This is a genomic window from Ottowia cancrivicina (genome assembly GCF_029813755.1).
Lineage (GTDB): Bacteria > Pseudomonadota > Gammaproteobacteria > Burkholderiales > Burkholderiaceae_C > Ottowia > Ottowia massiliensis.
In genome coordinates, this window is record NZ_JARVII010000017.1 from 1 (window position 1) to 26,598 (window position 26,598).

Annotated in this window: 25 protein-coding genes; 8 read left to right on the top strand and 17 right to left on the bottom strand. The window is 62.7% G+C overall.

The window, feature by feature from the left end; genetic code table 11:
- Positions 1–102 (top strand): homocysteine S-methyltransferase family protein (locus QB898_RS08700; RefSeq protein WP_279524671.1); only part of this gene is annotated, 102 nt, incomplete at its 5' end.
- A gap of 277 nt (positions 103–379) precedes the next feature.
- On the opposite strand, the gene QB898_RS08705 is transcribed toward QB898_RS08700, so the two are convergent.
- A complete protein-coding gene (locus QB898_RS08705) occupies positions 380–766 on the bottom strand; it encodes a winged helix-turn-helix transcriptional regulator (protein ID WP_279524627.1) in 387 nt (128 codons plus the stop codon).
- An 89-nt stretch (positions 767–855) separates the two neighbouring features.
- On the opposite strand from QB898_RS08705, the gene QB898_RS08710 reads away from it, so the two are divergent.
- A complete protein-coding gene (locus tag QB898_RS08710; protein WP_279524628.1) occupies positions 856–1,401 on the top strand; it encodes an NAD(P)H-dependent oxidoreductase in 546 nt (181 codons plus the stop codon).
- 10 nt (positions 1,402–1,411) lie between these two features.
- On the opposite strand, the gene QB898_RS08715 is transcribed toward QB898_RS08710, so the two are convergent.
- Positions 1,412–1,651 carry a hypothetical protein gene (locus QB898_RS08715; protein ID WP_279524629.1) on the bottom strand — a complete coding sequence of 80 codons (240 nt, stop codon included), beginning with the start codon at positions 1,649–1,651 and terminating at the stop codon, positions 1,412–1,414.
- Between the two features lie 81 nt (positions 1,652–1,732).
- Between QB898_RS08715 and QB898_RS08720 the strand changes: the two genes are divergently transcribed.
- Entirely contained in the window at positions 1,733–3,790 is a 2,058-nt protein-coding gene (locus QB898_RS08720) for an ATP-dependent helicase (RefSeq protein WP_279524630.1), read from the top strand.
- Between the two features lie 90 nt (positions 3,791–3,880).
- Here QB898_RS08720 and QB898_RS08725 read toward each other — a convergent pair whose 3' ends face one another.
- Both QB898_RS08725 and QB898_RS08730 read right to left on the bottom strand, forming a co-directional pair.
- On the bottom strand, positions 3,881–5,227 hold the full coding sequence (locus QB898_RS08725; RefSeq protein WP_279524631.1) for a hypothetical protein: 1,347 nt from the start codon (positions 5,225–5,227) through the stop codon (positions 3,881–3,883).
- A gap of 57 nt (positions 5,228–5,284) precedes the next feature.
- Positions 5,285–6,175, bottom strand: coding sequence for a hypothetical protein (locus QB898_RS08730; RefSeq protein ID WP_279524632.1), 891 nt, complete (start codon positions 6,173–6,175; stop codon positions 5,285–5,287).
- 92 nt (positions 6,176–6,267) lie between these two features.
- On the opposite strand from QB898_RS08730, the gene QB898_RS08735 reads away from it, so the two are divergent.
- Complete coding sequence (locus tag QB898_RS08735; protein WP_279524633.1) at positions 6,268–6,459, top strand: hypothetical protein; 192 nt, start codon at positions 6,268–6,270, stop codon at positions 6,457–6,459.
- A 366-nt stretch (positions 6,460–6,825) separates the two neighbouring features.
- Here the strand turns inward: QB898_RS08735 and QB898_RS08740 are convergent, their stop codons facing one another.
- On the bottom strand, positions 6,826–7,674 hold the full coding sequence (locus QB898_RS08740) for a hypothetical protein (protein ID WP_279524634.1): 849 nt from the start codon (positions 7,672–7,674) through the stop codon (positions 6,826–6,828).
- 102 nt (positions 7,675–7,776) lie between these two features.
- Here QB898_RS08740 and QB898_RS08745 point away from each other — a divergent pair, with 102 nt between their 5' ends.
- Complete coding sequence (locus QB898_RS08745) at positions 7,777–8,577, top strand: class I SAM-dependent methyltransferase (RefSeq protein ID WP_279524635.1); 801 nt, start codon at positions 7,777–7,779, stop codon at positions 8,575–8,577.
- A 69-nt stretch (positions 8,578–8,646) separates the two neighbouring features.
- Here QB898_RS08745 and argB read toward each other — a convergent pair whose 3' ends face one another.
- Positions 8,647–9,546, bottom strand: coding sequence for an acetylglutamate kinase (gene argB / locus QB898_RS08750; RefSeq protein WP_279524636.1), 900 nt, complete (start codon positions 9,544–9,546; stop codon positions 8,647–8,649).
- Here argB and QB898_RS08755 point away from each other — a divergent pair.
- Both QB898_RS08755 and QB898_RS08760 read left to right on the top strand, forming a co-directional pair.
- Entirely contained in the window at positions 9,545–9,850 is a 306-nt protein-coding gene (locus QB898_RS08755) for a hypothetical protein (RefSeq protein WP_279524637.1), read from the top strand. The genes argB and QB898_RS08755 overlap by 2 nt on opposite strands.
- Positions 9,822–10,682: an NHL repeat-containing protein gene (locus QB898_RS08760; RefSeq protein ID WP_279524638.1), complete on the top strand. Its 861-nt coding sequence runs from the start codon at positions 9,822–9,824 to the stop codon at positions 10,680–10,682. Before QB898_RS08755 ends, QB898_RS08760 begins: the two co-directional genes overlap by 29 nt.
- Here QB898_RS08760 and QB898_RS08765 read toward each other — a convergent pair.
- Positions 10,639–12,426 carry a GmrSD restriction endonuclease domain-containing protein gene (locus QB898_RS08765; protein ID WP_279524639.1) on the bottom strand — a complete coding sequence of 596 codons (1,788 nt, stop codon included), beginning with the start codon at positions 12,424–12,426 and terminating at the stop codon, positions 10,639–10,641. The genes QB898_RS08760 and QB898_RS08765 overlap by 44 nt on opposite strands.
- On the opposite strand from QB898_RS08765, the gene QB898_RS08770 reads away from it, so the two are divergent.
- Positions 12,426–12,809: an NHL repeat-containing protein gene (locus QB898_RS08770; RefSeq protein ID WP_279524640.1), complete on the top strand. Its 384-nt coding sequence runs from the start codon at positions 12,426–12,428 to the stop codon at positions 12,807–12,809. The genes QB898_RS08765 and QB898_RS08770 overlap by 1 nt on opposite strands.
- Positions 12,810–12,985: 176 nt before the next feature.
- Here the strand turns inward: QB898_RS08770 and QB898_RS08775 are convergent, their stop codons facing one another.
- The 10 genes from QB898_RS08775 to QB898_RS08820 all read right to left on the bottom strand — a co-directional run bounded on the left by QB898_RS08775 (position 12,986) and on the right by QB898_RS08820 (position 26,211).
- Positions 12,986–13,906: an ABC transporter permease gene (locus tag QB898_RS08775; protein WP_279524641.1), complete on the bottom strand. Its 921-nt coding sequence runs from the start codon at positions 13,904–13,906 to the stop codon at positions 12,986–12,988.
- 5 nt (positions 13,907–13,911) lie between these two features.
- Positions 13,912–14,970 carry an ABC transporter permease gene (locus QB898_RS08780; protein WP_279524642.1) on the bottom strand — a complete coding sequence of 353 codons (1,059 nt, stop codon included), beginning with the start codon at positions 14,968–14,970 and terminating at the stop codon, positions 13,912–13,914.
- Between the two features lie 125 nt (positions 14,971–15,095).
- Positions 15,096–16,481, bottom strand: a complete 1,386-nt coding sequence (locus QB898_RS08785) for an FAD-binding oxidoreductase (RefSeq protein ID WP_279524643.1) — start codon at positions 16,479–16,481, stop codon at positions 15,096–15,098.
- Between the two features lie 235 nt (positions 16,482–16,716).
- A complete protein-coding gene (locus tag QB898_RS08790) occupies positions 16,717–20,439 on the bottom strand; it encodes a hypothetical protein (protein WP_279524644.1) in 3,723 nt (1,240 codons plus the stop codon).
- Between the two features lie 88 nt (positions 20,440–20,527).
- A complete protein-coding gene (locus QB898_RS08795) occupies positions 20,528–20,734 on the bottom strand; it encodes a hypothetical protein (protein ID WP_279524645.1) in 207 nt (68 codons plus the stop codon).
- A gap of 417 nt (positions 20,735–21,151) precedes the next feature.
- Positions 21,152–22,039, bottom strand: a complete 888-nt coding sequence (locus QB898_RS08800; RefSeq protein ID WP_279524646.1) for a fructose bisphosphate aldolase — start codon at positions 22,037–22,039, stop codon at positions 21,152–21,154.
- Between the two features lie 242 nt (positions 22,040–22,281).
- On the bottom strand, positions 22,282–23,763 hold the full coding sequence (pyk, locus tag QB898_RS08805; RefSeq protein WP_279524647.1) for a pyruvate kinase: 1,482 nt from the start codon (positions 23,761–23,763) through the stop codon (positions 22,282–22,284).
- Positions 23,764–23,885: 122 nt separating this feature from the next.
- A complete protein-coding gene (locus QB898_RS08810; RefSeq protein ID WP_279524648.1) occupies positions 23,886–24,173 on the bottom strand; it encodes a DUF3325 family protein in 288 nt (95 codons plus the stop codon).
- Positions 24,170–25,891, bottom strand: a complete 1,722-nt coding sequence (locus QB898_RS08815) for a PepSY-associated TM helix domain-containing protein (RefSeq protein ID WP_279524649.1) — start codon at positions 25,889–25,891, stop codon at positions 24,170–24,172. The genes QB898_RS08810 and QB898_RS08815 overlap by 4 nt, the downstream gene beginning before the upstream one ends.
- Positions 25,888–26,211, bottom strand: a complete 324-nt coding sequence (locus QB898_RS08820; protein ID WP_279524650.1) for an iron transporter — start codon at positions 26,209–26,211, stop codon at positions 25,888–25,890. The genes QB898_RS08815 and QB898_RS08820 overlap by 4 nt, the downstream gene beginning before the upstream one ends.
- Positions 26,212–26,598 lie beyond the last annotated feature (387 nt).

Genomic DNA, 26,598 nt, shown 5'->3' on the forward strand with positions numbered 1-26,598 from the left:
GTGGGCGGCTGCTGCGGCACCACGCCCGATCACATCAACGCCATTGCCCGCGCCGTCATGCCGCTGGCGCCGCGCGGCGTGCAGGCGGCGCGCTTCAAATAACACCTTCGCCGCTTCGATACCGCCGATTAAATATATCCAGCTCAGTTGGTTCAGGCTGTAACCATGGTTTTTCAAAATAGCGACCAGCGCGACCAGATAAAAACCGGTCAGCGTGAATTTGTAGGTGCTGCCGTCGATAAGCAGCAGCCAGTCGCGCGGGGCGGGGGATGCGGGGGTTTGCGACATCATGTGGTGTTTTCCTTGGGGCGGGCAGAATGAAGGACAAAGGCCGTCTGAAAGCGGGTTCGGCTTGTTGATAAAGCGGTAAGGGTTTTTGTTACAGGGCACGTCGGGTTTGCACCGATAAGCTGCCGCGTTCCGTTACCACTTGGTTACCCCAGTCGGTCAGGGCGGCCAGTGCGGGCAGAAAACTGCCGCCGAATACCGTCAAGGCATATTCCGTTTTCAACGGCGGTTTGATACCAAATACCTGCCGCGACACCAGTCCGTCGTGTTCCAACTGTTTGAGCAGGCGGCTTAATATTGTTTCGGTGATGCCCGGAAGACATTCGTGCAGTTCGCCGAAGCGTTTTGCACCGCCTTGCAGGTGGTAGAGGATGACCGCCTTCCATTTGCCGCCGACCAAATCCATCGCCACACTCAGCGGGCATGGGTAAGTTTTGCCGCTGAAGCCGAAATATTCGCTTTGACATTCTGTTTTCATTATTCCACCTATTCAAAAGGATAGTTATTGATCGACTGTTTCCGGCTGCCTACAATCGCACCGTTCTCAATATCCAAGAAGGAATAATCATGACCCTCGTCATTTTGGCGCATCCCGATTTCAGCCGATCCGTAGCCAACAAAGCCGTTATCGGACACCTGCAAAACAGCGGGTTGGACATCGAAATCCGCGACCTCACCGCGCTGTATCCCGACTACCGAATCGATTCCGCCGCCGAGCAGCAGGCATTGCTGCGCCATCGGACCATTGTGTTTCAATATCCGCTCTATTGGTACAACATGCCCGCGATTTTAAAGCAGTATTTCGACTGCGTGCTGACTTACGGTTTTGCCTACGGTACGGGCGGCGATAAATTGAAGGGTAAAAACTTCGTGCCCAGCATCACAATCGGCGCGCCCGAACAGGATTACCGCGCCGACGGCGAAGCGCATTTCCGCGTGTACGAGTTTTGCAAAAACCTCGAACAAACAGCCTATTACACGCAAATGAACTATATCGACCCGTTTTATTTCCACGGCACGTCGCCTGCGCTTTACAGCACGGATGAAATCAAAAATCGGGCGGAAACCTGTGCGGAAGGATTAGTAACGCTGCTGCTGCGGTTGGAAAGATAAAGCGGTGTTTTCAGACGACCTTCAACGCTTCTTCCGCCCGCAGCAGGGCGGTTTGCTCGTCGGCTTCGACGATGTAGTTCACGCCCAGCGCAGGGACGAGTTTGGACGATTGTTCGCGGTTACGCGGCGCAGGCGTGAGAGCCTGCTCTCGGGCAGGCTTCGGGCGCTCTTTCTTGAGCCCTTCTATTGCTCTTGATTCGATAGCACCCCGCGCCCATTCCACTAGGACTTGCGGCCCTTTTGGCTCCATCAACACCCCTGCGGCGAGGCAGCGGCAGCGGCGCCTTGGACGCCTGCCTATGATTGCCCGCTTTTTTGCCTGCTTCGCCCCATGTCCGCCGATGGCCTGAACCTCGCCCAGCAAGACGCCGTGAACCATTTGCGCGGCCCTTGCCTGGTGCTGGCCGGGGCCGGTTCGGGCAAGACGCGCGTCATCACCCACAAGATTGCGCGGCTGATGCAAACAGGCGTGCCGGCCAGCCGCATTGCGGCCATCACCTTCACCAACAAGGCCGCCGCCGAGATGCGCGAGCGCGCCCGCCAGCTGGCGGGCAAGGAGGCAGGCCAGGTCATCATCTGCACCTTTCACGCGCTGGGCGTGCGCCTGCTGCGCGAAGATGGCGCGGCGCTGGGCCTGAAGCCTGGCTTCAGCATTCTGGACAGCGACGACGCGCTGAGCTTGCTCAAAGACTGCGGCAAAACCACCGACAGCGCCACGGCCCGCCAGTGGCAATGGGCCATCAGCCGCTGGAAAAACGCGGGCCTCTCGCCCGAAGAAGCCGCCGCGCAGGCCCAAGGCGAAATCGAGCGCCAGACCGCGCAAATCATGGCCCGCTACCACGAGCGCCTGGCCGCCTACCAGAGCGTGGACTTTGACGATTTGATCGGCCTGCCGCTGCGCCTGCTGCTCACGCAGCCCGAAGTGGCGCAAAAGTGGCAGGCACGCCTGGCGCACACGCTGGTCGATGAATACCAGGACACCAACGCCACGCAATACCAGCTGATGAAGGCGCTGGTGGGCCAGGCGGCCAACTTCACCGCCGTGGGCGATGACGACCAGAGCATTTACGGCTGGCGCGGCGCCACGCTGGACAACTTGCGCCAGCTGCCGCGCGACTTTCCGCAGCTCAAAGTCATCAAGCTGGAGCAGAACTACCGCTCCACCGGCGCCATCTTGCGCGCGGCCAACAACGTGATCGGCCCCAATCCCAAGCTGTTTCCCAAGCGCCTGTATTCCAGCCTGGGCGAAGGCGAGCCGGTGCGCGTGCTGGCCTGCGACCACGAGCAGCATGAAGCCGAGCGGGCCGTGGCGCGCATCCAGTCCTTGCGCGCTACCGCGCCGCAGCGCAGCTGGCGCGACTTTGCCGTGCTCTACCGCGCCAACCACCAGGCCAAGGCATTCGAGCAGGCCCTGCGCCGCGCGCAAATCCCTTACAAGGTTTCTGGCGGGCAGAGCTTTTTTGACCGCGCCGAAATCAAGGACTTGTGCGCCTGGTTGCGCCTGTGGATCAACGAAGACGACGACCCGGCCTTCATGCGCGCCGCCACCACGCCGCGCCGGGGCATTGGCCACCAGACGCTGGCCGCGCTGGGCGAATTCGCCAGCCGCGCGCGCCTGTCGCTGTTTGGCGCGCTTTTTGCCCACTCGCTGCCCGCCGCCCTGCCCGCGCGCGCCGTGGCCGCGCTGCATGAATTTGGCCGCCTCGTCAGCCGCCAGCAGCAGCAGGCCCGCCACGCCGTGGGCCACGGCGCCGCGCGCCAGCTGCTAAGCGAGTGGCTGCAAGACATCGCCTACGAAAAACACCTGCTCGACAGCGCCGACAGCAAAGAGCAAGCCGCCGCCCGCTGGCACAACGTGCAGGAGTTTTGCGACTGGATGGCCGCCCGCTGCGGCGGCCAGGCGGGCGATGAAACCGGCGCCGGCGCCCGCGCCGAAAGCAGCCTGCTGGACGTGGCGCAGACCGTCTCGCTCATCTCCTCGCTGGCCGAACGCGAGCAAGACCCCGACGTCGTCACCCTCTCCACCCTGCACGCCGCCAAGGGGCTGGAGTGGCCCCACGTCATCCTGGCCGGCGTCACGGAAGACGTGCTGCCCTTTCGCGCCAGCGAAGACGGCGGCGGCGCACAAGCGGCCGCCCGCATCGAAGAAGAGCGCCGCCTCATGTACGTGGGCATCACCCGCGCCCGCCAAACCCTGGCCGTGAGCTGGACGCGCCGCCGCAAAAAAGGCCGCGAAACCATCGCCGCCCAGCCCAGCCGCTTCATCGCCGAAATGGCGCTGGACGCCGCCACCGTCCGTGAAGACCCGCGCGAAAAACTCAAGGCCCTGCGCGCCGAATTCGCCCAAAAAGCCGCCGCCCAAGCTCAACAGCAGGCGCACGGGCGCTGAAGGCGTGGACGGAGTCCTTCCGATTGTGGAAATCCGCGTTTTTCATGCGCGGCCAAAAGCCTGAATGCGATGCCTGCGGCATGCGCACATTCATGCCTGGCCAGGCAACAGCGCAACGACATTGAGCGCCAGCCCGGCGGCGGGCAGGTTAACCAATGTGAGACGGAGCTGATACGCGCTCCAGGAGCAGGCCGGCATCTCAAGCGTCAGGCAGGAGGCGGTTTGGGGCAGGGCTGAAAAGGGCGTGAATGGCGAAATTTCCCGCCACAAGCCGTTTTCAGATCTGGCGCTGACTTTCACGCGAACAGCCTGGGCAGCAGATGGCTGATGAACTTTCAACAATATGCGGCTGCCAGTGGACAGCGGCCAGGCCAGTTCAGGCGGAGAGTCGAGCGTGATGCTCTCTTGTGGAGAGTGCGTGCCCAGCAGCAAACAACTGACACGCACAGGGCGGGCAGCTTCACCATTGACGAGCCAGCCGTCGCTATCCACATGTTCGCCCGCACCAAAAGTCCACAGTCGCGCCTGGCGAGGCAGCCCGGCTCGCGCCTGCATGATGTCAATCATGGCCGCTTCCAGCGGAGACCGGCGCAGACTGGTGTAGCCCAGAAAACCGGGCTGGCCGTGCTGCTCACCCGGGCTGCCATTCCAGGCCATGCTGGAAACAAAGCGGCTGCCGTAATGAATGATGTCTCGCAACGAGCGATAAGCATCGGCATAGCTTCCCAGAAAATCGGCGCGTGTCAGATTACCCGTATTGTGTTCCACCACCGCCCATTCGGCGCTATTGCGGCGGAACTCATTGAATAAAGAAGTCTTGCTTTCCGTAATAATATTATTGGTAGCGCACTGCCCGTAAATAATGACACCCAGGTGACCGTTTTTGGGACAAGCGCCTTCAATGCTGGCGCCACCCGTATCATAGTTTTTCACTGGGCTGTCGATGCGCTCGGCCAGTGGATCAAGCCGGATTGTGGGTTCCATGAAACCCTGCGAGGAATAAATACGGTCGGACGGAATACCTGTTTCTGCCACCCATTGTGAAAGTTCGTCGTAATGAAGCTGCACGAGATGACGGCGAAACTGTGCCCACAGCGCAATCCACGGATTTTTCGTGAAATGTACATATTCACGCAACCAGCGCGGCGTGGTGCGCGATAGAAAAACGTGCCAGAGAAATTGGCGGGGTGGCTGGACATCAGCCCAGGTTGCAAACTTCTTTTTCGCCAGTTTCGAGACACGGGCCAGCGTCAAACATTTCTTGCGCCGATAGCTTGATAAATCCGGAACACCGTCTTCAGCATTTCCTGCATAAGGGCCGTCACCACGCAGCCAATGACGGAATTGCCGCAGCGTCTGCGGGTTATAGTCGTACCACTGCGGATTTTCCAATTTTGGAAAAAACGGATTCATGTACACATCAGCATCCAGATTCACGCCAATGAAGAGCGATGGATGTTTTTCTCGAAAGGCATTAATGATGCGGCAGGCAGCCTACAAATTTCTTTTCTTGTAAAAGCGGGGCTTTTCCATGTATACATTCAGGCTGATGCTGCGCCCCAGCTCGGGAGAATCGACAGAGCCGGGAAGATTGGATAGCGCGGTGTCAGGCATGACCTGGTTGAATTGATTCCACTGGCACAGAGATTCATCCTGCTCCAGTACATCATTAATGTCCCACTCCAGCGACTGGCCTGCCGAATCAGCCCAAATGCCACCATTGAGCGTGAACAATACTGGAGTTTGTGTCCGGATGGCATGATCCATGACAGCATGCAGACTGTCTTCGGCCACCAAGCGCTCGTTGTGATCGCACTTCTTGTTTGGAACAAAATCAGGATCGAACGCAAAATCTCCTTCGCGCCCCAATATGGTGCGCAAATACAGAATTTGCGTGCGGATGCCCACTTTCATTGTTGGACTTTCAAAAGGAGAGAAAGTCTCTCGAATGCCTTCTGCGCCGCCGCTTGCTACGCGGCTAGTAGCGATCGGAAAATAAAATGCATTATTTTCGTGCAAGGGGTTTTCATCATACAGGCCACGCCACGAATGAATATTTTCGGACGGAACAAGCTGCGTCTTTAAAATTGAATAACGATCGCCTTTCTTACGCTCACCAAAAATGGAAACCGATACTGCCGAGAAGAAATCCCGCCGAATGGATTGCATGCCCGCAAATCCCGGACAGGCTGCTTCCTGCGGCAGGTTGAAATAATCAAGCACATCGTTTCTTTCTTGATCGCACGCCAGTGAAAACAAAGAACCGCCATCCACATAAACATGTATGGCAACGGTTTCCAAAGCCCAGCCTTGCAATTGGAGCAGACCGTCGGCAGACAAGGACAACTTCTCAATGTGATGAGCAGGAACGGTTTGGTTGGCCATGAATTAAAATTCCAAAATCAAAACAGACAAATTTCCCAAATATTCTTAGAGCCTATCCTTAAAATTATCCAGAAAGCCTGAGCATGCGCCGAATGCAAGCGATCTTCACGAAGGCTTCAGCTGAAGAGGGCAGTGACCTCGTAGTCCTTGCTCAGTCTTCTCGATTGGCTCAGCCAGGCAAAATCCTCTGCCCAATCCAGCGTTTGGGGCTTTACCTTGAAGATGTGTTGCTGGCAGCGCTTGATTTTCCCGCCGAACATGCCCGCGCCCATTCGATAAGTTGATCCGCACCTATACGTATAAACACCCTCACAAAAAGGCTCTTGCAGCGCTCAAGCGCACGAGCACAGTCGGCAGCAGCTCCATCGTATCTGCTGCAATGTGGCGCTGGCGCCAGCGGCGAAAATGTTGCGCACCCGCTTTCAACGTTCAACGCGGGGCGCCCCCCAAGGCAGGGCCTTTGGCTGCGCGCATCATTGGCAGCCAATGGTCTGCACGTCAAAGATGGCATTCATCATCTGCCGGGCGCTGCGCCAATGGGGCCTCTCCCGCTCATCGCAGCAAGGGCCCCGGCAGACGCCGCACTTCTCTCCCCTTGGTGATCCGCTTCAATGAATCGCCGCGCACATGACGGCGGCTGAGAAATGGATTCAGGCGCTTCCCGACCGCAGCAGCCGCACGGCTTCGGGCAAGGTGCGGGCGCCGGGGGCCAGATAGTCAATCGCCGCGCCCAGCAGCGTGGCGCTGATCAGCGCCGCCAGCAGCGGCTTGTAGCTCAGGCGAATGGCGGCAGTCAGCCAGCCCTGGCGCTGAAGCCGCGTGGCCGTGCGCGCGGCGGCCCAGGCAAACGCCAGTTCCACGGCCACAGCCAGCAGCACATCGGTGCCGAACAGCAGCAGCAACAGCAGTCCCGCGCCCACAAAAGACACCAGCGCCAGCGCGAAGATCAGCAGCACGGGAATCAGCACCACCGCGCCTTCTTCCGCCGCGCCGCCTGCATCCACCACGCCATCGACGATGCCTTCGGCGGCGCTATCCAGCAGGGCATCCACGCCGCCTTCTTCCGCGTCGAAAGAGCCGCTGGCGCCGCCGCCCGCGAAGTCGCCGTCTTCACCGCTGGCGGCCAGCGCGTCGTCTCCGGCAGAGCGGGCAGAGGCGTCGGCGGCGGCATCCAGCAGGTCTGTTACCGGATCGGGCGCGTCTGCCGCCCGCCGCTGGCGCAACAGCCAGGCAGCCCAGCAACGCAGCAGCAACAAATAGACGGCGTAGCCCGCGCCTATGCAGAGCGCGTAGCGCAGCGCCAGCCAATCAAGCCCCGCCAGTCGCAGCGCGACGCTGGCGCTCCACATGGCCGCCAGCGTGAGCAAGCCAATCAGCCAGCCATGCAGCCACAGCGCGTGACGCTGGCGCAAGTGCCGCCGCAAAGCATTTGACGCGGGCAGACGAATGCTGCGGAACGAGGCGCGGGCAGGCTGCGAGGGGCGGGAATGAGAGGGCATGACGCAAAAAGAAGAAGACGGCGGTGCGGAGGGTTCTGGATGCGCCGCCTATAATTCTCGCAATGGGAATAACTTTTATTCTGCGCGAAAAAGGAGATCGAAATGAAAGTGGACCTGGGCGGCGTGGCCGAAACCCTGCTCATTACTTTGTACATGCGGGCCAAGGACGCCCAAAGCGAGCACCCGAAGCTCAATGACCGCAAGGCGGCGGAGCTGATTCAGAAAATCGACTACGACTTTTCAAAATTCAATACGGCGCGCGCCTCTTATTACGGCGTTCTGGCGCGGGCCAAAATCATGGACCGCGAAGCGCGCAAATTCATTGAAAAATACCCGGATTGCGTGGTGGTTTCCGTCGGCTGCGGTTTTGACACCCGGTTCGAGCGCGTGGATAACGGCCAGATCCGCTGGTACAACCTGGACTTGCCCGAGGTCATTGAAAAACGCCGCCTGCTGCTGCCTGATACGCCGCGCTCCATTTCCATAGGCAAATCGCTGCTCGACGCTTCCTGGCCGCAGGATATTGACCGGGCGGGCAGAAAGCTTCTCATCATTTCCGAAGGCGTGCTGATGTACCTGGAAGAAAAGGATGTGAAGGCGTTTCTTTCCATCCTGACCGGGGGTTTTGATGATTTCGAGGCGCAGCTTGATCTGCTGTACAAGGGCATGGTGAAAAAAGCCGCTTTGCACGACGTGGTGAAAAACACCTCGGCCCAACTCAACTGGGGCGTGAAAGACGGCAGCGAAGTCGTGAAACTCAATCCGGCGCTCAAACAGATTGGCTATGTCAATTTCACCGACGAAATGAAGCATATGCTGCCCGGCTGGATGAAATTGTTCACTCCCATTTTCTATCTGGTCAATAACCGGCTGGGAATTTACACCTATCAGAAAGCGGCCTGAACGCGCGCAAAAAAAGAGCGGCAGCAAACGCATGCCGCTCTTTTTGTTTTCAATCAGGCCGCCCGGTTTTTACGCACAGCGAATCATCGTGCCGAAAGCCTGGTCGGACAGCACTTCCAGCAGCATGGCGTGCGGCACGCGCCCGTCGATGATGTGCACGGCATTGACGCCGCTGCGGGCGGCATCGAGCGCGCCGGCGATTTTGGGAATCATGCCGCCGGAGATCGTGCCGTCTTCGCATAGCGCCTCGATTTGCTGCGCCGTCAGCTCCGGCAGCAGGGCGCCGTTTCGGTCGAGCACGCCCGGAATGTTGGTGAGCATCAGCAGCTTTTCGGCTTCCAGCACCGTGGCCAGCCGCGCGGCCACCACGTCGGCATTGATGTTGTAGCTCTCGTTGTTTTCGCCAAAGCCGATGGGGCTGACCACGGGGATGAAGCGGTCGTCTTGCAGCGCCTGCACCACGCCGGGGTCGATCTGCACGATTTCGCCCACCTGGCCCACGTCGTGCACCACGGCGGGGTCTTTGCTGTCGGGCAGCCGGAGCTTGCGTGCGCGGATCAGGCCGCCGTCGCGGCCCGTCAGGCCCACGGCCCGCCCGCCCGCCTGGTGAATCAGGCCCACGATGTCTTGCTGCACTTCGCCAGCCAGCACCCATTCCACCACTTCCATTGTTTCGGCGTCGGTCACGCGCATGCCTTGAATGAAGTGGCCCTGCTTGCCCAGGCGCTTGAGCGCCGCTTCAATTTGCGGGCCGCCGCCGTGCACCACCACGGGGTTGATGCCCACCAGCTTGAGCAGCACCACATCTTCGGCAAACGCCGCCTGCAAGGCAGGGTCGGTCATGGCGTTGCCGCCATATTTGATGACCATGGTTTTGCCGTGATATTTGCGGATATAGGGCAGCGCCTGCGCCAAAATGGCCGCCTGTTGCCGGGCGAAAGCGGCGGATGCAATACCGGGTTGAGTCATGAGAAATTCCTTTTGCAAAAGTGAAACAGGCTCTGGCGCGAATGAATGGCATGAAATGGCTCGCCGCAATGAATATTTGGGAGCATCCGGCATGGAAAAAGCGGTATTGCAGGGTTTCCGCCCGGTTTTTCAAATGCCTGGCATTATCATGGCGAGGCTCATTTCCGCGCGCCGGACGTATTTTACTTCGGCCTATATTGGGCAGGCGCCTGGTGAAACCGGGTTGAAGCCGGATGGCAATCCTGTTTTTCGATTCTTGAAAAGGAGTTTTCGTCATGAAGTTTTTCCGCCTTTCACACGCTAGCCTTTGCGCCATTGCCGCCAGCCTTTTGCTGGCGGCTTGCGGCGGGGATGGCGATTCTTCGCCCACGCCACCTCCCAGCCCCACGCCCGGCGCTGCCGCGCTGCCCGATGTGCCCAATGGCCGCGCGACGCTGCTGGCCGGCTCGCTGGAGGCCGATCCGGCCAAGGCCTGCGGGCGCGTGGATGCGGACGACCCGCTGCAAAGCCGCTTTGGCTACATCACCCACGCCATGACGGTGGCCGCTGATGGTGCGGTTTATCTGACCGACCGGCCTTGCCGCGCAGACAGCGGGCAGGCGGACGCCGTGCGCAAGATTGCGCCCAATGGCAAGGTGAGCACCGTGGCCACGGGCGCGCTGCCGCAAGCGGGCGCGGCCCTGGCCCGTTTCGTGCGCCCGGCAGGCCTGGCCGTGAAGGGCGGCGTGCTGTATGTGAGCGATGGCGGGCCATATGGCGGCCTGGATGCGGGCGGCGTGTGCGAAACCTATTCGCTGACGACGGCGCCGGGCTACCCCGCAGCGGGCCAGGCCACGGGCATCTGGCGGGTGGCTGCGGATGGCCGCATCTCCGCCGTGGCCGGGGTGGCGCGCGCGTCGTGCGAAGCGGGCGCGGCCTCGCTGGATGGCGCAGGGCCGCAAGCGAGCTTTTGCCTGCCAGCCGGCATGGCTTTTTCGGCGGACGGCGTGCTGCACGTGATGGACGCGCGCATGCAGGGCACGCCCGGCACGTGGCGCACGGTGCATGTCAGCGATGGCAACGTGCAAAGCAGCCCTGCCGGGCGCTTCACGCTCAAGCAGACGCTGCCTTACCCATTGCTCGTTCAACCAGCTTGACCAGAGCAGCCTTTCTGGCCTTGTAGAAGCTGTCGAAATCATCGGCCCGGAGTGCGGTCGTATCAACAAGGTGCGAGCCAACAATGGCGTTCATCTGCGCATCTGTAAGCTGAACCTGCGTGTGCGCCTGTAACTTGGCCAGATAGATGGATGGCGCATGCCCACCGATCATTCGGTTAGCCTTGTAAGAGATTGGTGTTTTATTGACGACTGTGTTGTAGACGGCGCGCTTAATCCCGTTCTTTTCACACCAGTTCTGCGGGAAGATGTGATGAATATCCAGCGCAAGTTCCTCGTCGTCGAGTTCCTGAATCTTTGCCTTCCAGAAGAAGTCTTGCGCCCCTTCGCGAAGCACCAGCACATTTAGGCCCTTGTACGCGGCTGACAGGCGCGATGTCATCGTGTCCAAGCGGTCTGGGCTGAACGCCGCATCTGCAATGGTTCGAGGTATTGCGTCGTCACTCTCGATCCACTGCAGAAGATCCTCGACATCGTTTGCGATGCGAGTGTCGATGGCACTGCCATAGAGTTCGCCGAGAACACCACTCCAGTACCAGTGAGAAAGCTTTTGGTAAATGCGCGGCTCAAGCCAGCGTTCGCGCAAGTGCGCGAGTACCGAGGCGAGTGGGGCCAGTTGTGTTCGATACGGCAATTCGCGTGGGCTTTTCACACATTCCTTGCGTAGGAACTTGGCCGCGAGAAGGAAGCCTGCTTCCACCTCGTCTGCCCATTTGGCATACGCGCTCAGGGGCATCGCAAGTATCGAGACACGTTTTGCGCTCACCGGTTGCACAGACTTTCCTGTTTTCCCCGACGCCACATCGGCGCGGCGCAACTCCAGTGTGTGCAACATCGATACGGCCTGTAGGAAGTCCGTCGACTCCACCTGTGACAGTAGCGCCTCTTTGCACAAGCGCTGATACCGTCCCGAGACATTGCGGGCCGCGTTGCCATGCCAGTCATCGCGCAGATTAAAGCCGTCAGCGGCATAGGTAGCCGTGACCAGTTCGAACACATTGAGAGGGACACCGCCGGTGTTTACCTTTTCGAAGACTAAGCAGACGGCCTCCTTCGTCGTAGCCTTACCCAGCTGGATCACAGGGAGCTGGTAGTTGCGGAAGGCATTCAATACCTGCCGACGGAATTGCATGTACAGGCCAAATTTTTCGGGCGCGTACTCCTGCAGGGCTTCTTCCCATGCGTCGGAGTTCAGGATCTGCTCGCACGGAAAGTACAGCTGCTCGCACTCTTTCTGCGTCGTACTCAAATCAAGATCGATCTGCCTGCCAAAGTTGGAGCGTTTAATCTTGTCCTCTTCGATGGCCTCGATAGCATCCTCTAGGCGGTCTCCGCCTTCCAGTGCCACTTCGATGTTCCAGTAGTAGTGTCTTCGAATCGGCTTACCCTTTTCGGTGCGGGTATTCACCGCACTCTTCGTGGCCAAGACTTGCGTCAAAGTGGTGAGCCGCTGTTGCCCGTCGAGAATCAGAAGCTCCGCATCCGAGGCACCTGATGGGGGCGAAACTCCTTCCACTGGCCGTACCTGGAACTTGGCCTCGCCACCTGTCTCCAGAAGCATGACTGTCCCAACCGGGAATGACCTTGCGATGCTCACCAGCAAACTGCGAATGTGCTGGTCATCCCACACCCAACCCCGCTGAAAGTCCGGCAATTGAATCTTTGCCTTGACGATTTCAGTCAGGATCTCGGGCAATAACCGCTTGGTGCTGTCGAAAGTGCTCATTGTCTCTCCTTCATTTTCACTTCACCACTTCCATCAACTATCTGATCGGCAGCGCCGATGGCCGCATTTACGTGACCGATTCATGCCCTGCCGCCGGGCGCGTGAGCCGGCTGGTTTCCGTGCCTGATTTGAGCGTGCTGACCGACCAGCTGCCCAATTCATCGCTGGTGGCCATCGACAGCCGGGGCAATGTGTATTCGGCTTCCGCCGATGCGCGGCGGGACGGCGTGAAATCCACCCTCTACCGCAAGGCGGCTGGCCAGACGCAGTTCGTGCCCGTGGCAAGCAACGTGCGTGCGCTGCGCGCCTTGGCTGTGGGGCCGGACGATGCGCTCTACCTGAAGTCGGGCCACGCCATCGTCAAGATCACGTTCAATCCTTGAGCTGCAAGGCCGATGCGGCAAAGGCATGAGCAGGGCCTGAAAAAGCGGGCTGGCACGGTTTCAGACAGTTCATATTCGCTCCTGAAAGCAGAGCATGAGGTCTTAGTGCAACCTGCGCAAGACGGCATTTCTACCCCTTTATATTTGCTCTTGTTTTTGATGCGCTCCGCCCAGCGCTACCCGGCCGGATGAAACGGCTTGCCCAGCGAAGCGGGCATGTTGGCGCGTATCCAGGCCGGGTTGCGCGAAATCAGCGCCAGCACGGCAATCGTGGCCAGGTAGGGCAGCATGGTCATGAGCTGGCTGGGCCACTGCACGCCCTGGCCTTGCAGGTGCAGCTGGAGCATGGTCACGCCGCCAAAAAGGTAAGCGCCCAGCAGCACGCGGGCGGGCCGCCAGGTGGCAAACGTGGTCAGCGCCAGCGCAATCCAGCCCTTGCCCGCCACCATGCCCTCGGCCCACAGCGGCGTGTAGGCCAGCGACAGATACGCCCCCGCCAGCCCGCACAGCGCGCCGCCCGCCGTGACGGCGGCCAGGCGAATCAGGCGCACGCGGTAGCCCAGCGCGTGCGCCGACTGCGGCGCTTCGCCCACGGCCCGCAGCACCAGCCCGGCGCGCGTGCGCCACAGCAGCCAAACCAGCGCCAGCGCCAGCAGCGCCGTCAGATACACCAGCGGGTGATGGCGAAAAAGCGCAGGGCCGGCAAAAGGCACATCGCCCAGCCCCAGCCAGTCAAAGCGCGGGCGATCGGGCAGGCGCTCTTGCACATAGCCAATGCCTGCAAAAGCCGACAGGCCGCCGCCAAACAGGCTCAGCGCCAGCCCCGCCGCGTACTGGTTGGCGCCCAGCCAGATCACCAGCGCGCCAAAAGCAGCGGCCAGCAGCGCGCCCGCGCCCGCGCCTGCGGCAAAGCCCAGCCAGTCGCTGCCCGTGTGCACCACCGTGGCAAAACCGACCAGCGCGGCGCACAGCATGATGCCCTCGGCGCCCAGATTGACGATGCCCGCCTTTTCGTTGATGAGCAGCCCCAGCGCGGCCAGCGCCAGCACCGTGCCCGCGTTCAGCGTGGCGGCCAGAAGAAGAGCGTAGGCTTGCATGGCGTTCAGCGCCCTCCCCGGCGGATGCGGTAATGCACCAGCGTGTCGCACGCCAGCAGCGCAAACAGCAGCAGCCCCTGAAACACGCCCGTGATGGATTTGGGCAGCCCCAGGCGCGACTGCGCCAGCTCCCCGCCGATATAGAACATGCTCATCAGCAGCGCCGCCAGCACGATGCCCAGCGGATGCAGCCGCCCCACAAAAGCCACGATGATGGCCGCAAAGCCATAGCCCGCCGGCACGTTGGGCGTGAGCTGCCGCAAAGGGCCTGCCACCTCCAGCGCCCCGGCCAGCCCCGCCGCGCCGCCCGAGGCCAGCATGGCCGTCCACAGCGCGCGCCGCGACGAAAAGCCCGCATAGCGCGCCGCCGCCGGCGCCAGCCCGCACACCTGCTGCGCAAAGCCCGCGCGCGTGCGAAACAGCCAAACCCACAGCAGCGCCGCGCCCGCCAGCGCCAGCGGCAGCCCCGCATGCAGGCGCGAGCCGTCCATCAGGCGCGGCAGCTGCGCGGCCGGGCCAAACAGGCGCGTTTGCGGAAAGTTGTAGCCCTGCGGGTCTTTCCACGGCCCATACACCAGATAGCCCAGCACCTGCACGGCCACGTAAACCAGCATCAGGCTCACCAAAATCTCGCTGGCATGGCACTTGTCGCGCAGCAGCGCCGCAATGGCCGCCCAGCACATGCCGCCCGCCGCGCCCGCCAGCAGCATGGCCGGCAGCGTCAAGCCGCCCGCGCTGGCGTCAGCGGCCAGCGCCACGCCGCCTGCAAACACCGCGCCCATCACGAACTGCCCTTCTGCGCCGATGTTCCACACGTTCGAGCGGAACGCCAGCGCCAGCCCCAGCGCCATCAGCAAAAGCGGCGCGGCCTTCAGACCCAGCTCGCCCAGCGCGTAAACGCTGCGCACCGGCTCCCAGAAAAACACTTGCAGCCCGCGCGCGGAGTCTTTGCCCAGCGCGGCAAACAGCAGCATGCCCAGCAGCGTGGTCAGCGCCAGCGCCAGGACGGGCGAGGCCCACACCCACACGCGCGAAGGCGCAGGCCGGGCCTCAAGCCGCCACATGGCTGCACTCCTTGTCCTTGATTCGCAAAATCCGCCCCGCAAAAAAGCAAACGGCAGATTGTGCCTACGCGCTTTGCCGCCTGCTGCGGCTGGGGCCTGCTCGCAGCAGCCAGGAGGCGGCCGCTTCAGCCCTGGAGCCGGAAGATCTTGCTGGGGTTCATGATGTTCAGCGGGTCCAGCGCCTGCTTGATGGCTCGCATCACGTCCAGCGCGCCCTCGCCGGCTTCCTGCTCGAGAAAGTCCATTTTGTGCAGGCCCACGCCGTGCTCGCCGGAGCAGGTACCGCCCATGCCAATGGCGCGGGCCACGAGCTGGCGGTTGAGCTGCTCGGCGCGCTCACGCTCGCTGGCGTCGTCCGGGTCGATCAGGTAGCCGAAATGAAAGTTGCCGTCGCCCACGTGGCCCACGAGAAAGTAGGGAATGCCGCTGGCATTGACTTCATCGACCGATTGCAGCAGGCAATCGGCCAGGCGCGAGATGGGCACGCACACGTCGGTGGAGATGCTGCGGCAGCCGGGGCGGCTGCTGACGGCGGCAAAGTAGGCGTTGTGCCGCGCGGCCCAGAGGCGGCGGCGCTCTTCGGGGGCGCTGGCCCATTCAAAGTCATTGCCCTGGTGTTCGTGGGCGATGGCCTGCACGGTTTCGGCCTGTTCGCGCACGCTGGCGGGCGAGCCGTGAAACTCCATCAGCAGCATGTGCGCTTGGCGCAGGCTGGTCTTGCTGTAGGCGTTGATCAGGCTCACGGAGTGCGCGTCGATCAGCTCTACGCGGGCGATGGGCACGCCCAGCTGAATGGTTTTGATGACGGTCTGCACGGCGTCTTGCAGGCTGGCGAAGGTGCAGATGGCCGCCGTGACGGCTTCGGGCAGCGGATACAGGCGCAGCGTGATTTCGGTGATGACGCCCAGCGTGCCTTCGCTGCCGACGTAAAGGCGCGTGAGGTCGTAGCCCGCGCTGCTTTTTTTGGCGCGCGTGCCGGTGCGGATGACTTCGCCTTGCGGGGTGACAACTTGCAGGGCCAGCGCGTTGTCGCGCATGGTGCCGTAGCGCACGGCGTTGGTGCCGCTGGCGCGCGTGGCGCACATGCCGCCCAGCGAGGCATTGGCGCCCGGGTCAATGGGAAAGAACAGGCCCGCGTGGCGCACGTGCTCGTTGAGCTGCTCGCGCGTGACGCCCGGCTGCACCGTGACGGTGAGGTCTTCGGCATTGACGGCCAGGATGTGGTTCATGCGCGAGACGTCCAGGCTGACGCCGCCTTGCACGGCCAGCAGATGCCCTTCCACTGACGAGCCAGCGCCGTAGGCGATGACGGGCACGCGGTGCGCAGCGCACAGGCGCACGGCGTCTTGCACGTCCTGCGTGCTTTCGGCAAAAACCACGGCAGCCGGCGGCGGCACTTTGAAGATGGATTCATCACGGCCATGCTGCTCGCGCACGGCCATGCCTTGCGAAAACCGCACGCCAAAGCGCGCCTGGAGGGCGGATGCCAGATCGGGGGAGAGTTCAGTCACGTTTTTTCTCTGGAGCAAAGGCCGTGACTGTAAATCCGCCTCGGCCCCTCGTGGCGAGAGCGCGAGGGGCCAGGAAGGCTGAAGACCTGTTCATGAGCTGGCCGTGAGGGGGCGAAAACACCCACGCGAGTGCTCATGGGCCTTGCAAACGTCCCATCGGGCCACAAGCGGACGGCAAGGCCTGCTGCGGCTTGCGCCTTGCAGGCCATCCCGATCCGCCCCTCACGGCCGGTTCTCAGATGAAGGGAACGAAAGGCACGCCATCGCCCTTGAGCGTGTTGTAGATGTCCTGCGCAGCTTTGACGCCTGCGTCGGCCATCTTGCCAAGCGCTTCCGCGCCAGCGTCGCCCAGGTCTTTCAGGCCGTCAATGACGGCTTTGCCGCCTTCGGACAGCTCCTTGCCCCATGTGTCGATGATGCGCTGCGCGGCTGCGCCGCCTTCGGTGAGCAGGTGCTGGGCGGTTTTCTGGGCTTCCTTGATGCCGCTGTCCACCAAGGTGGTGACGGCGTCCACCGCCTGCTCGGCGGCTTCTCCCACGCCCTTGGCAATTTCTTGCAGGCCGTCGAGCGCGGCCTGGCGCACTTTGTCGAGGGCTTCGCCGGGGTTGTTGACGATGTACTGGAGCATTTCCACGCCCGCTTTGCCCGCGTCGCGCAGCTTGTGGGCGATGTCCACGGCGGCGTCCACAGCCTGTTTGCCTTGCGCAATGACCGTATCCCAGGCCTTTTGCGCCAGCTCGCCGCCTTTGGCAATGAGGTCGGACAGGCCCTGCTTGGCAATGCGTGCGGCTTCGCCGGGGTGCGTGGCAATCCAGGCCAGCGTTTCCAGCCCTTTTTCACCGGCCTTGATGGCGTTGTCGATCACGCCGTCAATGGCTTTCTTGGCGTTTTCCAGCGCCTGCAATCCGGCTTCGCCAGCGGCTTGCAGCGCGTTTTGAGCCGCATCAAGCGCATTCATCACGCCTTGGACGATCTTCTTGCCCGCTTCGGTGCCCAGACGGAGGGCTTCGCTGGCCATGTCAGACAGCGCCTGAGCGGCTTTCTGCGCGGCTTCGCCCGGGTGGGATGCAATCCAGCCCAGGGTTTGCAGGCCCTTTTCGCCGAGTTTCCGGAGATCGCCCACGATTTGGTCGAACTGCTCCTTGGCGGCGGTTGCGAGTTCGCCCGCGCCCTTGGCGAGTTCGCCCAGCTTGCCGATCGCGCCATTGACGATTTGCTCGGCTGCGGCGCCAAATTTTTCAGGGTGGCGGATCATGTCGGCCAGCGCATGCATGCCTTCGGCGGTCATCTTCATGCCCGCGCCCACGCCTTGAGCGGCCAGGGTGCTGGCGACTTCCGTGCCCTTGATGGCAGCGCTGCCCGCCATGCGGGAGACAGCGCCGACAAGCTCGGTTGCGCCTTCGGGGCCGTAAATGCTGGCCAGCTCCAGCGCGCCCGTCGGCCCCTGGGCGGCAGCCAGAACGACGTTGCTTGCCTTGAGCCAGTCGGGGGCCTGATAGGCATTGCCTTGCTCCTTGGCCTGCTCCAGCTGGCTGGTCACAACCACATCCATGGCCACTTCGGCCACGGCCAGCGTCACGTCCACAGCGATGGGAACACCAAATTCAGCGATGAATGGCTCGGCTACGCTCAGCGCTGCGTCCACGCCGTTGAGCTTGGCGGCTTGCAGGGCCATGTAGCGGATGTCGGCAGGCACATTGGGGTCAGCGGCAATTTCGGCCATCTTTGCCGCGTCTATGCCAGCGGGTATGGCGCCTGCCATCGGCACGGCCTTGGCAAGGCCCTTGAGCAGCTTAGAGGCCACTTCGCTCGTCAGCTTCACGCCGAACTTGTCCATCATGTTGGCGAAGGCGCGCAGGGCCTGTCCGGCCACTTTGCTGTCGCCAATGACTGCCAGCGTTTCCTTGAGCGCCTTGCCATCAACCGAGTCGGCCATTTGCAAGGCAAAGCGCACGGCTTTGTCATCAGCATCAGCCAGCATGCCGGCCAGCTTGGTGGCGGTGTCGCCGTCCAGGCTCTTGAAAATGCCCGCCAGCGCTTCAGAGGCAGGCTTGCCGTTGATGGTGTCGGCCAGCAACGAATCAGCCATGCCGGGTTTGAGGCCGCCCACGGCGTCCAGCAAGCCTTTGCGCGCGGCCTTGTCTTCCACGCCTTCCACGGCGGACAGCAGCGCATCCACGGAAGCCGACTCTTTCAGGTTAGGCAATGTTTTGCCCAAGGCTTCCTGCAATGACTTGTCGCCTTCGCTGTAGAGCTTGGACAGGCGGCTGGCCTGCTCGGGCGTGAGGTTTTCGGCCACGGCAGGGTCAAGCTTGCTGACCAGCCCTTCGGGCAGCTGCTTGACGGCGGGCAGATTCTTGATTTCGTTGGTGATCTTGCTGGCATTGGCCGCTTCGATACCGCCTTCGGTGAGGAATTTTTTGAGTTCCTGCAGGTCGCCTGCAATCTGCGGCACTTCCGCCGTCAGTCCCAAAGCGGCTTCAGCCTTGTCTTTGAGCGAGGCATTGGGGTCGAGCAGCGTCAGCGCATGCCCCACGCTCTTCAGCGTGGAGTCGGCATAGCGCAAGTGGCCTGCCAGCTGCGGGAAGGCGTCGCCCACGGAGGTCTTGATGGCATTGGCCAGATCCAGTGTGGCCTTGGCCTTGTCGAGCGCGCTGGCGTCAGGCTTGGCCCAGGTCGTGATGGCGTCCACCAGCGCCTTGCCAGACGGCAGCGCGCTGAGATAAGGCTTGAGCGCGTCGCCCAGTTTTTCAGGCGCGAGCTTGCCCAGACCGTCAGCCAGGTCCAGCCCCGCCTTGATCTTGTCCGCCGCCGATTTCTCAGGGTTGCTCAGGACGTTGTAGGCATCCACGGCTTTTTGCGCACCGGGCAGCTTGTCAAGGAAAGGTTTGAGCGCATCGCCTACCTTGCCGGGCAGGGCCTTGCCCAGATCCTGGCCCAGCTTCATAACGGCGGAAGCCTTTTCGGCATCCGTGGCTGCCGGGTCGCTGAGTTTGTTCAGCGATTTGGTGACGCTTTCAACCGATGGGAAGTCCTTCAGATACTTCTTGACCACTTCGCCCGCCTTGCCGGGCACCAGCTTCATTTCATTCAGGCGGTTGGCCAGGCCAATGGCGGCATCGGCACGCTGCGCGGCTGAAGACTTGGGGTCAGCCAGCGTGCGCATATTTTCGCGCGCCTTGGTGTCTTGGCGCACCTTCTGCACGGTGGGGTCGTTTTCAACGCGCAGCTCCTTGCTCAGCGAGTCCACGCTTTGATCCGGCAGATAGCGGCTGAGCGTGGTCATGGCCTGCACTTTCTCTTCGGCATTGCCGTCGCGCAGTTGCCGGGACGCATCGGCGGCTTCCTGCTGTTCCTGCTGGCTGCGGCTGCCCATCTCGTCAGGAAAGCGCTCTTTCATGCCCTCCGGCGTGGTTGGATCGCTTGTGGGTTCTTTCTGCGGTTTCTGCCCGGCGGCCGCAGGCCCGGAAGCGTTTCCGGCCTCGGCTGGCGCGGCCTGCTTGAGTAGCGCGGCGCTGGCCGGGTTGTCCTGATGGCGCTGCGAGACAACTTGCATGGCCTGCGCGTAATCCGCCTGCGTGGGCTGCTGGCCTTGCGGCAGGCTGGCTTGCACGTGGGCCTTCACTTCGTCGGCCACGGCGGTTTTCAGATCGGCCTGCGTGACTTCCACGTTCCTTTGCAGATGCGGCAGCGCAGCGCTGCGGCCATGCGTGGCGGCGCTCACGTCCTGTAGCGTCTGGTTGGCTTGGCTGGCCGTTTGCACGGCGCGATCGGTCGCCAGCGCCTTTTGCTGGATGGGGGTCAGCGCGGCTTTGGTTTCAGCCTTCTGGCCGAGGGCCATTTCAGAGAGGGAATTGGCTCCCTGTCCGGCCTTGTCCTGCGATTGCTGTCCGGCCGACTGCGCATCAGACTGCTGACCGCCCCCTTGCTGGGGCGTGGCCACCGCCTTTTTCTCCACTTCAGGCTTGGGCGGCGGGGGAGGAGGAGGCGGCGGCGGAGGAGGAGGCGGGGGAGGCGGAAGGTGAGGACGGATATAAGTCATTTCTTCAATCCCTGTCTAAATAACGAAACTTTGTTTGCCGCATGGCGGGCAGCGCATGCCGCAAACGCGAACGGGGCACTATATGAAGCACTTGCGCCAAAGGCATTACGAAATGTTCTGCTTGAAAATGAAAGCAGAAATTTTTCAGAAAACGTAATCGCCTTGCCTGCAAAACCGTCTTGAAGGCCGCCCAAAGCTGCTGCGCGTGCATGACGGCGGGGCGTGCCAGACCATCATTTCGTTACCGCTTTGTGCGTTGCATGCCACACGCGCTGGCGCGTGATGAATGTTCAATCCCATGAAAAAAACCGCCCGGCCTGATGGCGCGGGCGGCCTGTTTCAATGGGCTGTTCAAGATGATTCGCCGTGAGCAGACTCCGGCGCGGCTGAGGGCCGGAGCTGCGCCTTCAGGCCGGCCCTGCCTGCTTGGCGACACTCAAAAAAAGGAGCTGATTCAAGGCAATCAAAACGGCGCTTCGCGCAATGTGCACTAGGACATGGCGCTATGAAGAAAAGAGCGAAATGTGTACCCATCCCGGAGATGGCCCGCCTGCCGCTTGAACTCGCTCCGGCCGGATTCGTTCTTTTCGCGCCCACGGCCAGATCATGAGCAGGTTCCGAGCGCCGGTCAGGCGATGGAAGCCTGATAGATGGATTCGATGGCCTTGTCCAGCGCGGCGTTGAATTCGGCATCGCTTTGCTGGGCCGTCAGTCCTTCGGTCAGAGCGCGGCTGAAGCTGGCGATGACGCCGGGGTTTTGCGCCAGCAGCGCGTTGGATTCATCGCGGCTGTAGCCGCCCGAGAGGGCCACCACGCGCAGCACGCGCGGGTGTTTCACCAGATCGCCATAAGCGCCCGCCACGCTGGGCAGCGTGAGCTTGAGCATCACTTTCTGATCGCCGGGCAGTGCGTCCAGCCGCTCAATGAAGCCGGCCTTGAGCAGGCTTTCGGCCTGCGGCTTGTCGGCGGCCTTGATGCTCACTTCCGGCTCCAGAATGGGCACGAGGCCCGCTTTGAGAATTTGCTGGCCCACGGCAAATTGCTGATCCAGCGCGGCGGCAATACCCCGGGCATTGGCCGCGTGGATGACCGAGCGCATCTTGGTGCCGAAGATGTTTTTGCCAGCGGCGCGCGCCAGCAGGCTGTCCAGCTGGGGCATGGGCTTCATCAGCTGCACGCCGTCGGCCTCATCGGCCAGGCCCTTGTCCACTTTCAGGAAAGGAACGACCCGCTTGCGCTGCCACAGGTAATCGGCGGCGGGCAGGCCGTCGAATTCGCGGTCCATCGTCATCTCGAACAAGATGGCGCCCAGCACGCGGCGGCCATCGAAGGCGGGGCTTTGCACGATGCGCGCGCGCATGGCGTGCACCAGGTCGAACATTTGCGCTTCGCTCTGCCAGGCCGATTCGTCAAGGCCGTAGAGCTTGAGCGCCTTGGGCGTGCTGCCGCCGCTTTGGTCAAGCGCGGCGACGAAGCCTTTGCCGCTGGCGATCTGGTCCATCTGTTGCTGGTTCATGGCTGTGTCTTTCGGGAAGATTGAAAAAAGCGCCGCTGCGGGCGGGCAGGCGGCGCGGGGAGAAACGGGCCGGATTATCGGCGGCGCGCAGGGCCAGCGGCCGCCCGCGCAGGCAGGCAGGTTTCATCAAAAAAAAAGAGCGAATTTGGTAGGCATGAAAATGCCATTTGCGCCCATTCGACTAGGACATCTCGCTATGAATAGAAGAGCGAAATTGGCCTCTCTTGCGCCGCCTGGCGCCTCTATCCCACGCGGCTGATCTTGAGCATGTTGGTGCCGCCTGGCGCGCCCATCGGCTCGCCGCAGGTGATGGCGTAGATGTCGCCCTGGCTCATCACGCCGTGGCGCAGCAGGCAGCTCTCGGCTTGGCGCAGGGCTTCGTCGCGGTCGGCGCTGGTGTCCATCAGCATGGGGATGACGTTGCGGTACAGCGCCATCTTGCGTTGCGTGGTCACGCGCGGCGTGAGCGCGTAGATGGGAATGCCAATGCGGCGGCGGCTCATCCACAGCGCGGTGGAGCCGGAATCGGTCAGCGCCACGATGGCCTTGGCGCCCACCAGCGCCGCCGCGTGCAGCGCGCTGGCGGCAATGGCCTGGTCGATGCGCGGCAGGTGGCTGTGGCTGCCGTCGTACTCGTGGTCAGAGGCTGCCATGTGCTTTTCCGCTTCTTCGCACACGCTGGCCATGGCCTGCACCGTCTCCAGCGGGTAGCGGCCTGCGGCGGTTTCGGCGCTCAGCATCACGGCGTCAGTGCCGTCGAGCACGGCGTTGGCCACGTCGCTCACCTCGGCGCGGGTGGGTACGGGGTTGTTGATCATGCTTTCCATCATCTGCGTGGCGGTGATGATGAGGCGGTCATGCTCGCGCGCCAGGCGGATCATGCGTTTTTGCAGCGCGGGCACGGCCGCATGCCCCACTTCCACGGCCAGATCGCCGCGCGCCACCATGATGCCGTCGCTGGCCAGCAAAATCTCTTTCAGGTTGGCGATGGCCTCGGCGCGCTCGATTTTTGCAATCAGCCCCGGCCTGTGGCGCTGGCCTGCGGCGGCCACGTTGCACAGCTGGCGGGCCATTTCCATGTCCGTGCCGCTTTTGGGAAAGCTCACGGCCACGTAATCGGCTTCAAGGCCAATGGCCGTCTTGATGTCTTCCATGTCCTTGGCCGTCAGCGCCGCCGCCGTCAGCCCGCCGCCTTGCTTGTTGATGCCCTTGTTGTCTGACAGCTCGCCGCCCACGCGCACCACCGTGTGCACCGCATCGCCCGCCACGCGCTGCACATCCAGCACGATCAGGCCGTCATTGAGCAGCAGCACGTCACCCGCCTTCACGTCGCCGGGCAGCTCCTTGTAGTCCAGCCCCACGGCGTGTTCGTCGCCCGGCTCCTGGCGCGCGGCATCCAGAATGAAAGGCGCGCCTTCCCTGAGCTGCACCTTGCCCTGCGCGAATTTGCCGACGCGAATTTTCGGGCCTTGCAAATCAGCCATGATGGCCACCTCGCGCCCCACGCGCCGCGAAGCTTCGCGCACCCGCTGCGCGCGGGCAATGTGATCCTGCGCATTGCCGTGGCTGAAATTGAGCCGCACCACATCCAGGCCCGCGCGGATCATGCTCTCAATCACCTGCGCATCGCTGGAAGCGGGGCCAAGCGTGGCCACGATCTTGGTGGCTTGATCCACGATGGGATTTCCGGTCAGGACTGAAGCGGCAGCAGACGAGACGGGCATGGCGGCAAGGAAAAAGTGGCAATTCTGGCACGCGCCGCCTGCGGCGCACCGTCCGCCTGCCTTCATGAATCGCCCCGCTGCGCTGCCTCGCTTTCTGCTTCCTGCCAGACTCTGAACAGCCTCTAACGGTGGGGCCAGGCGTAGCTCAACGCCAGCATTTGCGCCAGCGCGGCGGCCGTCAGCACGCCCAGCCACAGCACCCAGCCTTGCGCGAGGCCGCGCTCCAGCAGGCAGGCGGCCAAGGCCAGCAGCAAGCCAGCGATGCCTGCGGCGCGCAGCCAGGGCTGCCAGCGGGCAAAGGGGCGCTGCGGGCCGAGCACGTCATGAAAGTGGCGCTCCATGCCCAGGCTCAAAGCCACAAAACCAGCAAAAGCGCAGACAAAGGCAGTCAGCAAAAGCAGGGCGTTCATGGCGTGGCGGGGCTTTCCGGGGCGATGGCGGGCAGTGCAGCGGCGGACGCGGGCGGCTCTGGCGCTGCCTTGGGCGTTTCTGAAGCGGGCTTGCTGGCGGTTTTGCGCGCAGAGGCCTTGGCCGAAGCAGCGGCCGCTGCGGCTTCGCGCTGCCGCAGCCAGCGCACGGCGGCCCACAGCCCCAGGCCCAGCAGCAGGCAAACCGCGTCAAACCCGGCCACGCGCCACAAACCGGCGGGAATGCTTTGCCCCCAGTGCGCCCCGCCCGTGGCGGCATTCAGCAGCGGCATCAGCGCCAGCAGCGCGCCCGCCACGGCCAGCAGCGCCTGCCACAGCCGCTGCGAAGGCCGCGCCAGCCCCAGCGCCAGGCACAGGCCCCACGCGGCAAAAAACAGGCTGATTTCCGCATCGGCGCGATCCGGCAGATCGACAGGCAGCAGCCGGTTGGCCCAAAAGTAGGCAGGCAAAGCCACCAGCAGGCCGCCTATGGCGCCCAGGTTCAGCCCATCCACCACGCGCAGCAACAAGCTGCCTTTTTCGCCGCGCTTGAGGGCTTTCAGATGCTGCGGGCGCTCCTTCACGGCCCACAGCAGCAAGCCCGTGGCCACCATCGCGCAGCCCATCAGGCCGCTCAGGAAAAACAGCCAGCGCAGCGGCGCATCGGCAAAACGGGCCGTGTGCAGGCCCTCCATCACGTTGTAGGTGTGCACGGCAGCGCCCGGCTCTTCGCCCGCTGCGCCCAGCAGCTTGCCGCTGGCGCCTTCAAAGCGCAAAGAAGGCGGGCGCAGGCTCATTTCGCTGCCGTCGCTCTGGCGGGCAATGGTGATGACGGCGGCCGCATCGCCCGGGTTTTCCACCACCACGCGCCCGGCCAGGCCGCCCCAGCGCCGCTGCGCCTGCTCCACCAGCGCGGCCACGTCTGCCAGCGGCGCTTTTTCGCCGCTGGGCTGGGCATTGCCCGGGCGGCCGCCAAAAGCTTCGGCCTGATAGGCGGGCAGCCCCGCCTCGCCATAAGCAGCCTTGGGCGCCCAGGGCATGTACATGAACATCAAAGTGCACAAGCCCGTGTAAGTCATCATCAAGTGATACGGCAGCGCCAGCACGGCCGTGGCGTTGTGCGCATCCAGCCAGCTGCGCTGGCCCTTTTTGGGGCGGAAGGTGAAAAAGTCCGCAAAGATGCGCTTGTGCGTGACGATGCCGCTGATGATGGCCACCAGCATGAACATGGCGCAAAAGCCCACCACCCAGCGCGCCGTCAGCGGCGAGAGATAGTGCAAATCAAAGTGCAGGCGATAGAGAAAGTCGCCCCCGCGCGTGTCCCGCGCGCTGGCATGCGGCTGGCCGCTGGCATCCAGCGTGGCCTCGCCAAAGCGCACGGCGCGCCCGCCCTTGGGATCGGCATTGGGCTTGAGCCACATCAGCGTGGACACCGGATCGCGCGCACTGGGCAAGGCAATGAACCAGCGCGGGCTGCCCGCCGCGTTGGCCTGCATCCACTCAATGGCCTGCCGCGCGCGCTCGGCCTGCTGCTGCGGCGTGGCCGGCTGCGCGCTCGCTTGCAGGGCCGCCGCGTGCATTTCAGGCTTCATCCAAAACGTGATTTCCGGCCGCCAGTAAGCCGCCGTGCCCGCCGCAAACACCAAAAACAGCACCCAGCCCACCAGCAGCCCGCTCCAGGTGTGCAGCCAGGCCATGGATTGACGAAAGCCGTTTTTCATGCCCCGCCTCCTGTCGAAAGCGGCGCCATCCAGCCCAGCCAGCGCAACGCCGCCGGCAGCGCCGCCACGGCCAAGGCCAGCGCCAGCCCGCCCCACGCGCGCGCAGCCGTCGAAGCGGCAAAAGCCCACAGCGCCGCCCCCGCATACACGGCAAACGAAGCCAGCATGCCCCAGGTCACCGCCTCGGAACGGGCCAGCGGCAGCAGCAGCGCCAGCGCCACGCTGCACAAAGCAGCCAGCGCATAGCCGCCCACAATGGCCGCCAGCGCACGCGAAACAATGCCCAGCCGCTCAGACCAGGGCGCGGGGATGGAAAGCATGAAACACCCAGAAAATGAGAAACGTTCAAAAAACGTTTGATTGGGCCACGAAACGGGATGAAATGCCGCGTGGCGCCCAAAAACCAGCTCACAGTCTGGCCGGAGGAGCGAAAAGACAGATCGGGATGGGCCGCAAGGCACAGAAGGGCCTTGTGATTCATCGGGGGTTTGCAAAACCGCAGACCGCCCGGGGGCGCGCTTTCCACACCTACGCTATGAACAGGTTCTGAAAACGCGCCATGGCGCTCCATGACGCGCCCATGAGGGGCGGCGAGAGGAAGCTGAGCAAGACACGGACGTAGGCACACCAGGTTTTTCGCTCCTTCATCAATAGCAATATGTCCTAGTAGATACTGCGCGAAGCGGTATTTTTGGCACCCAAAATTC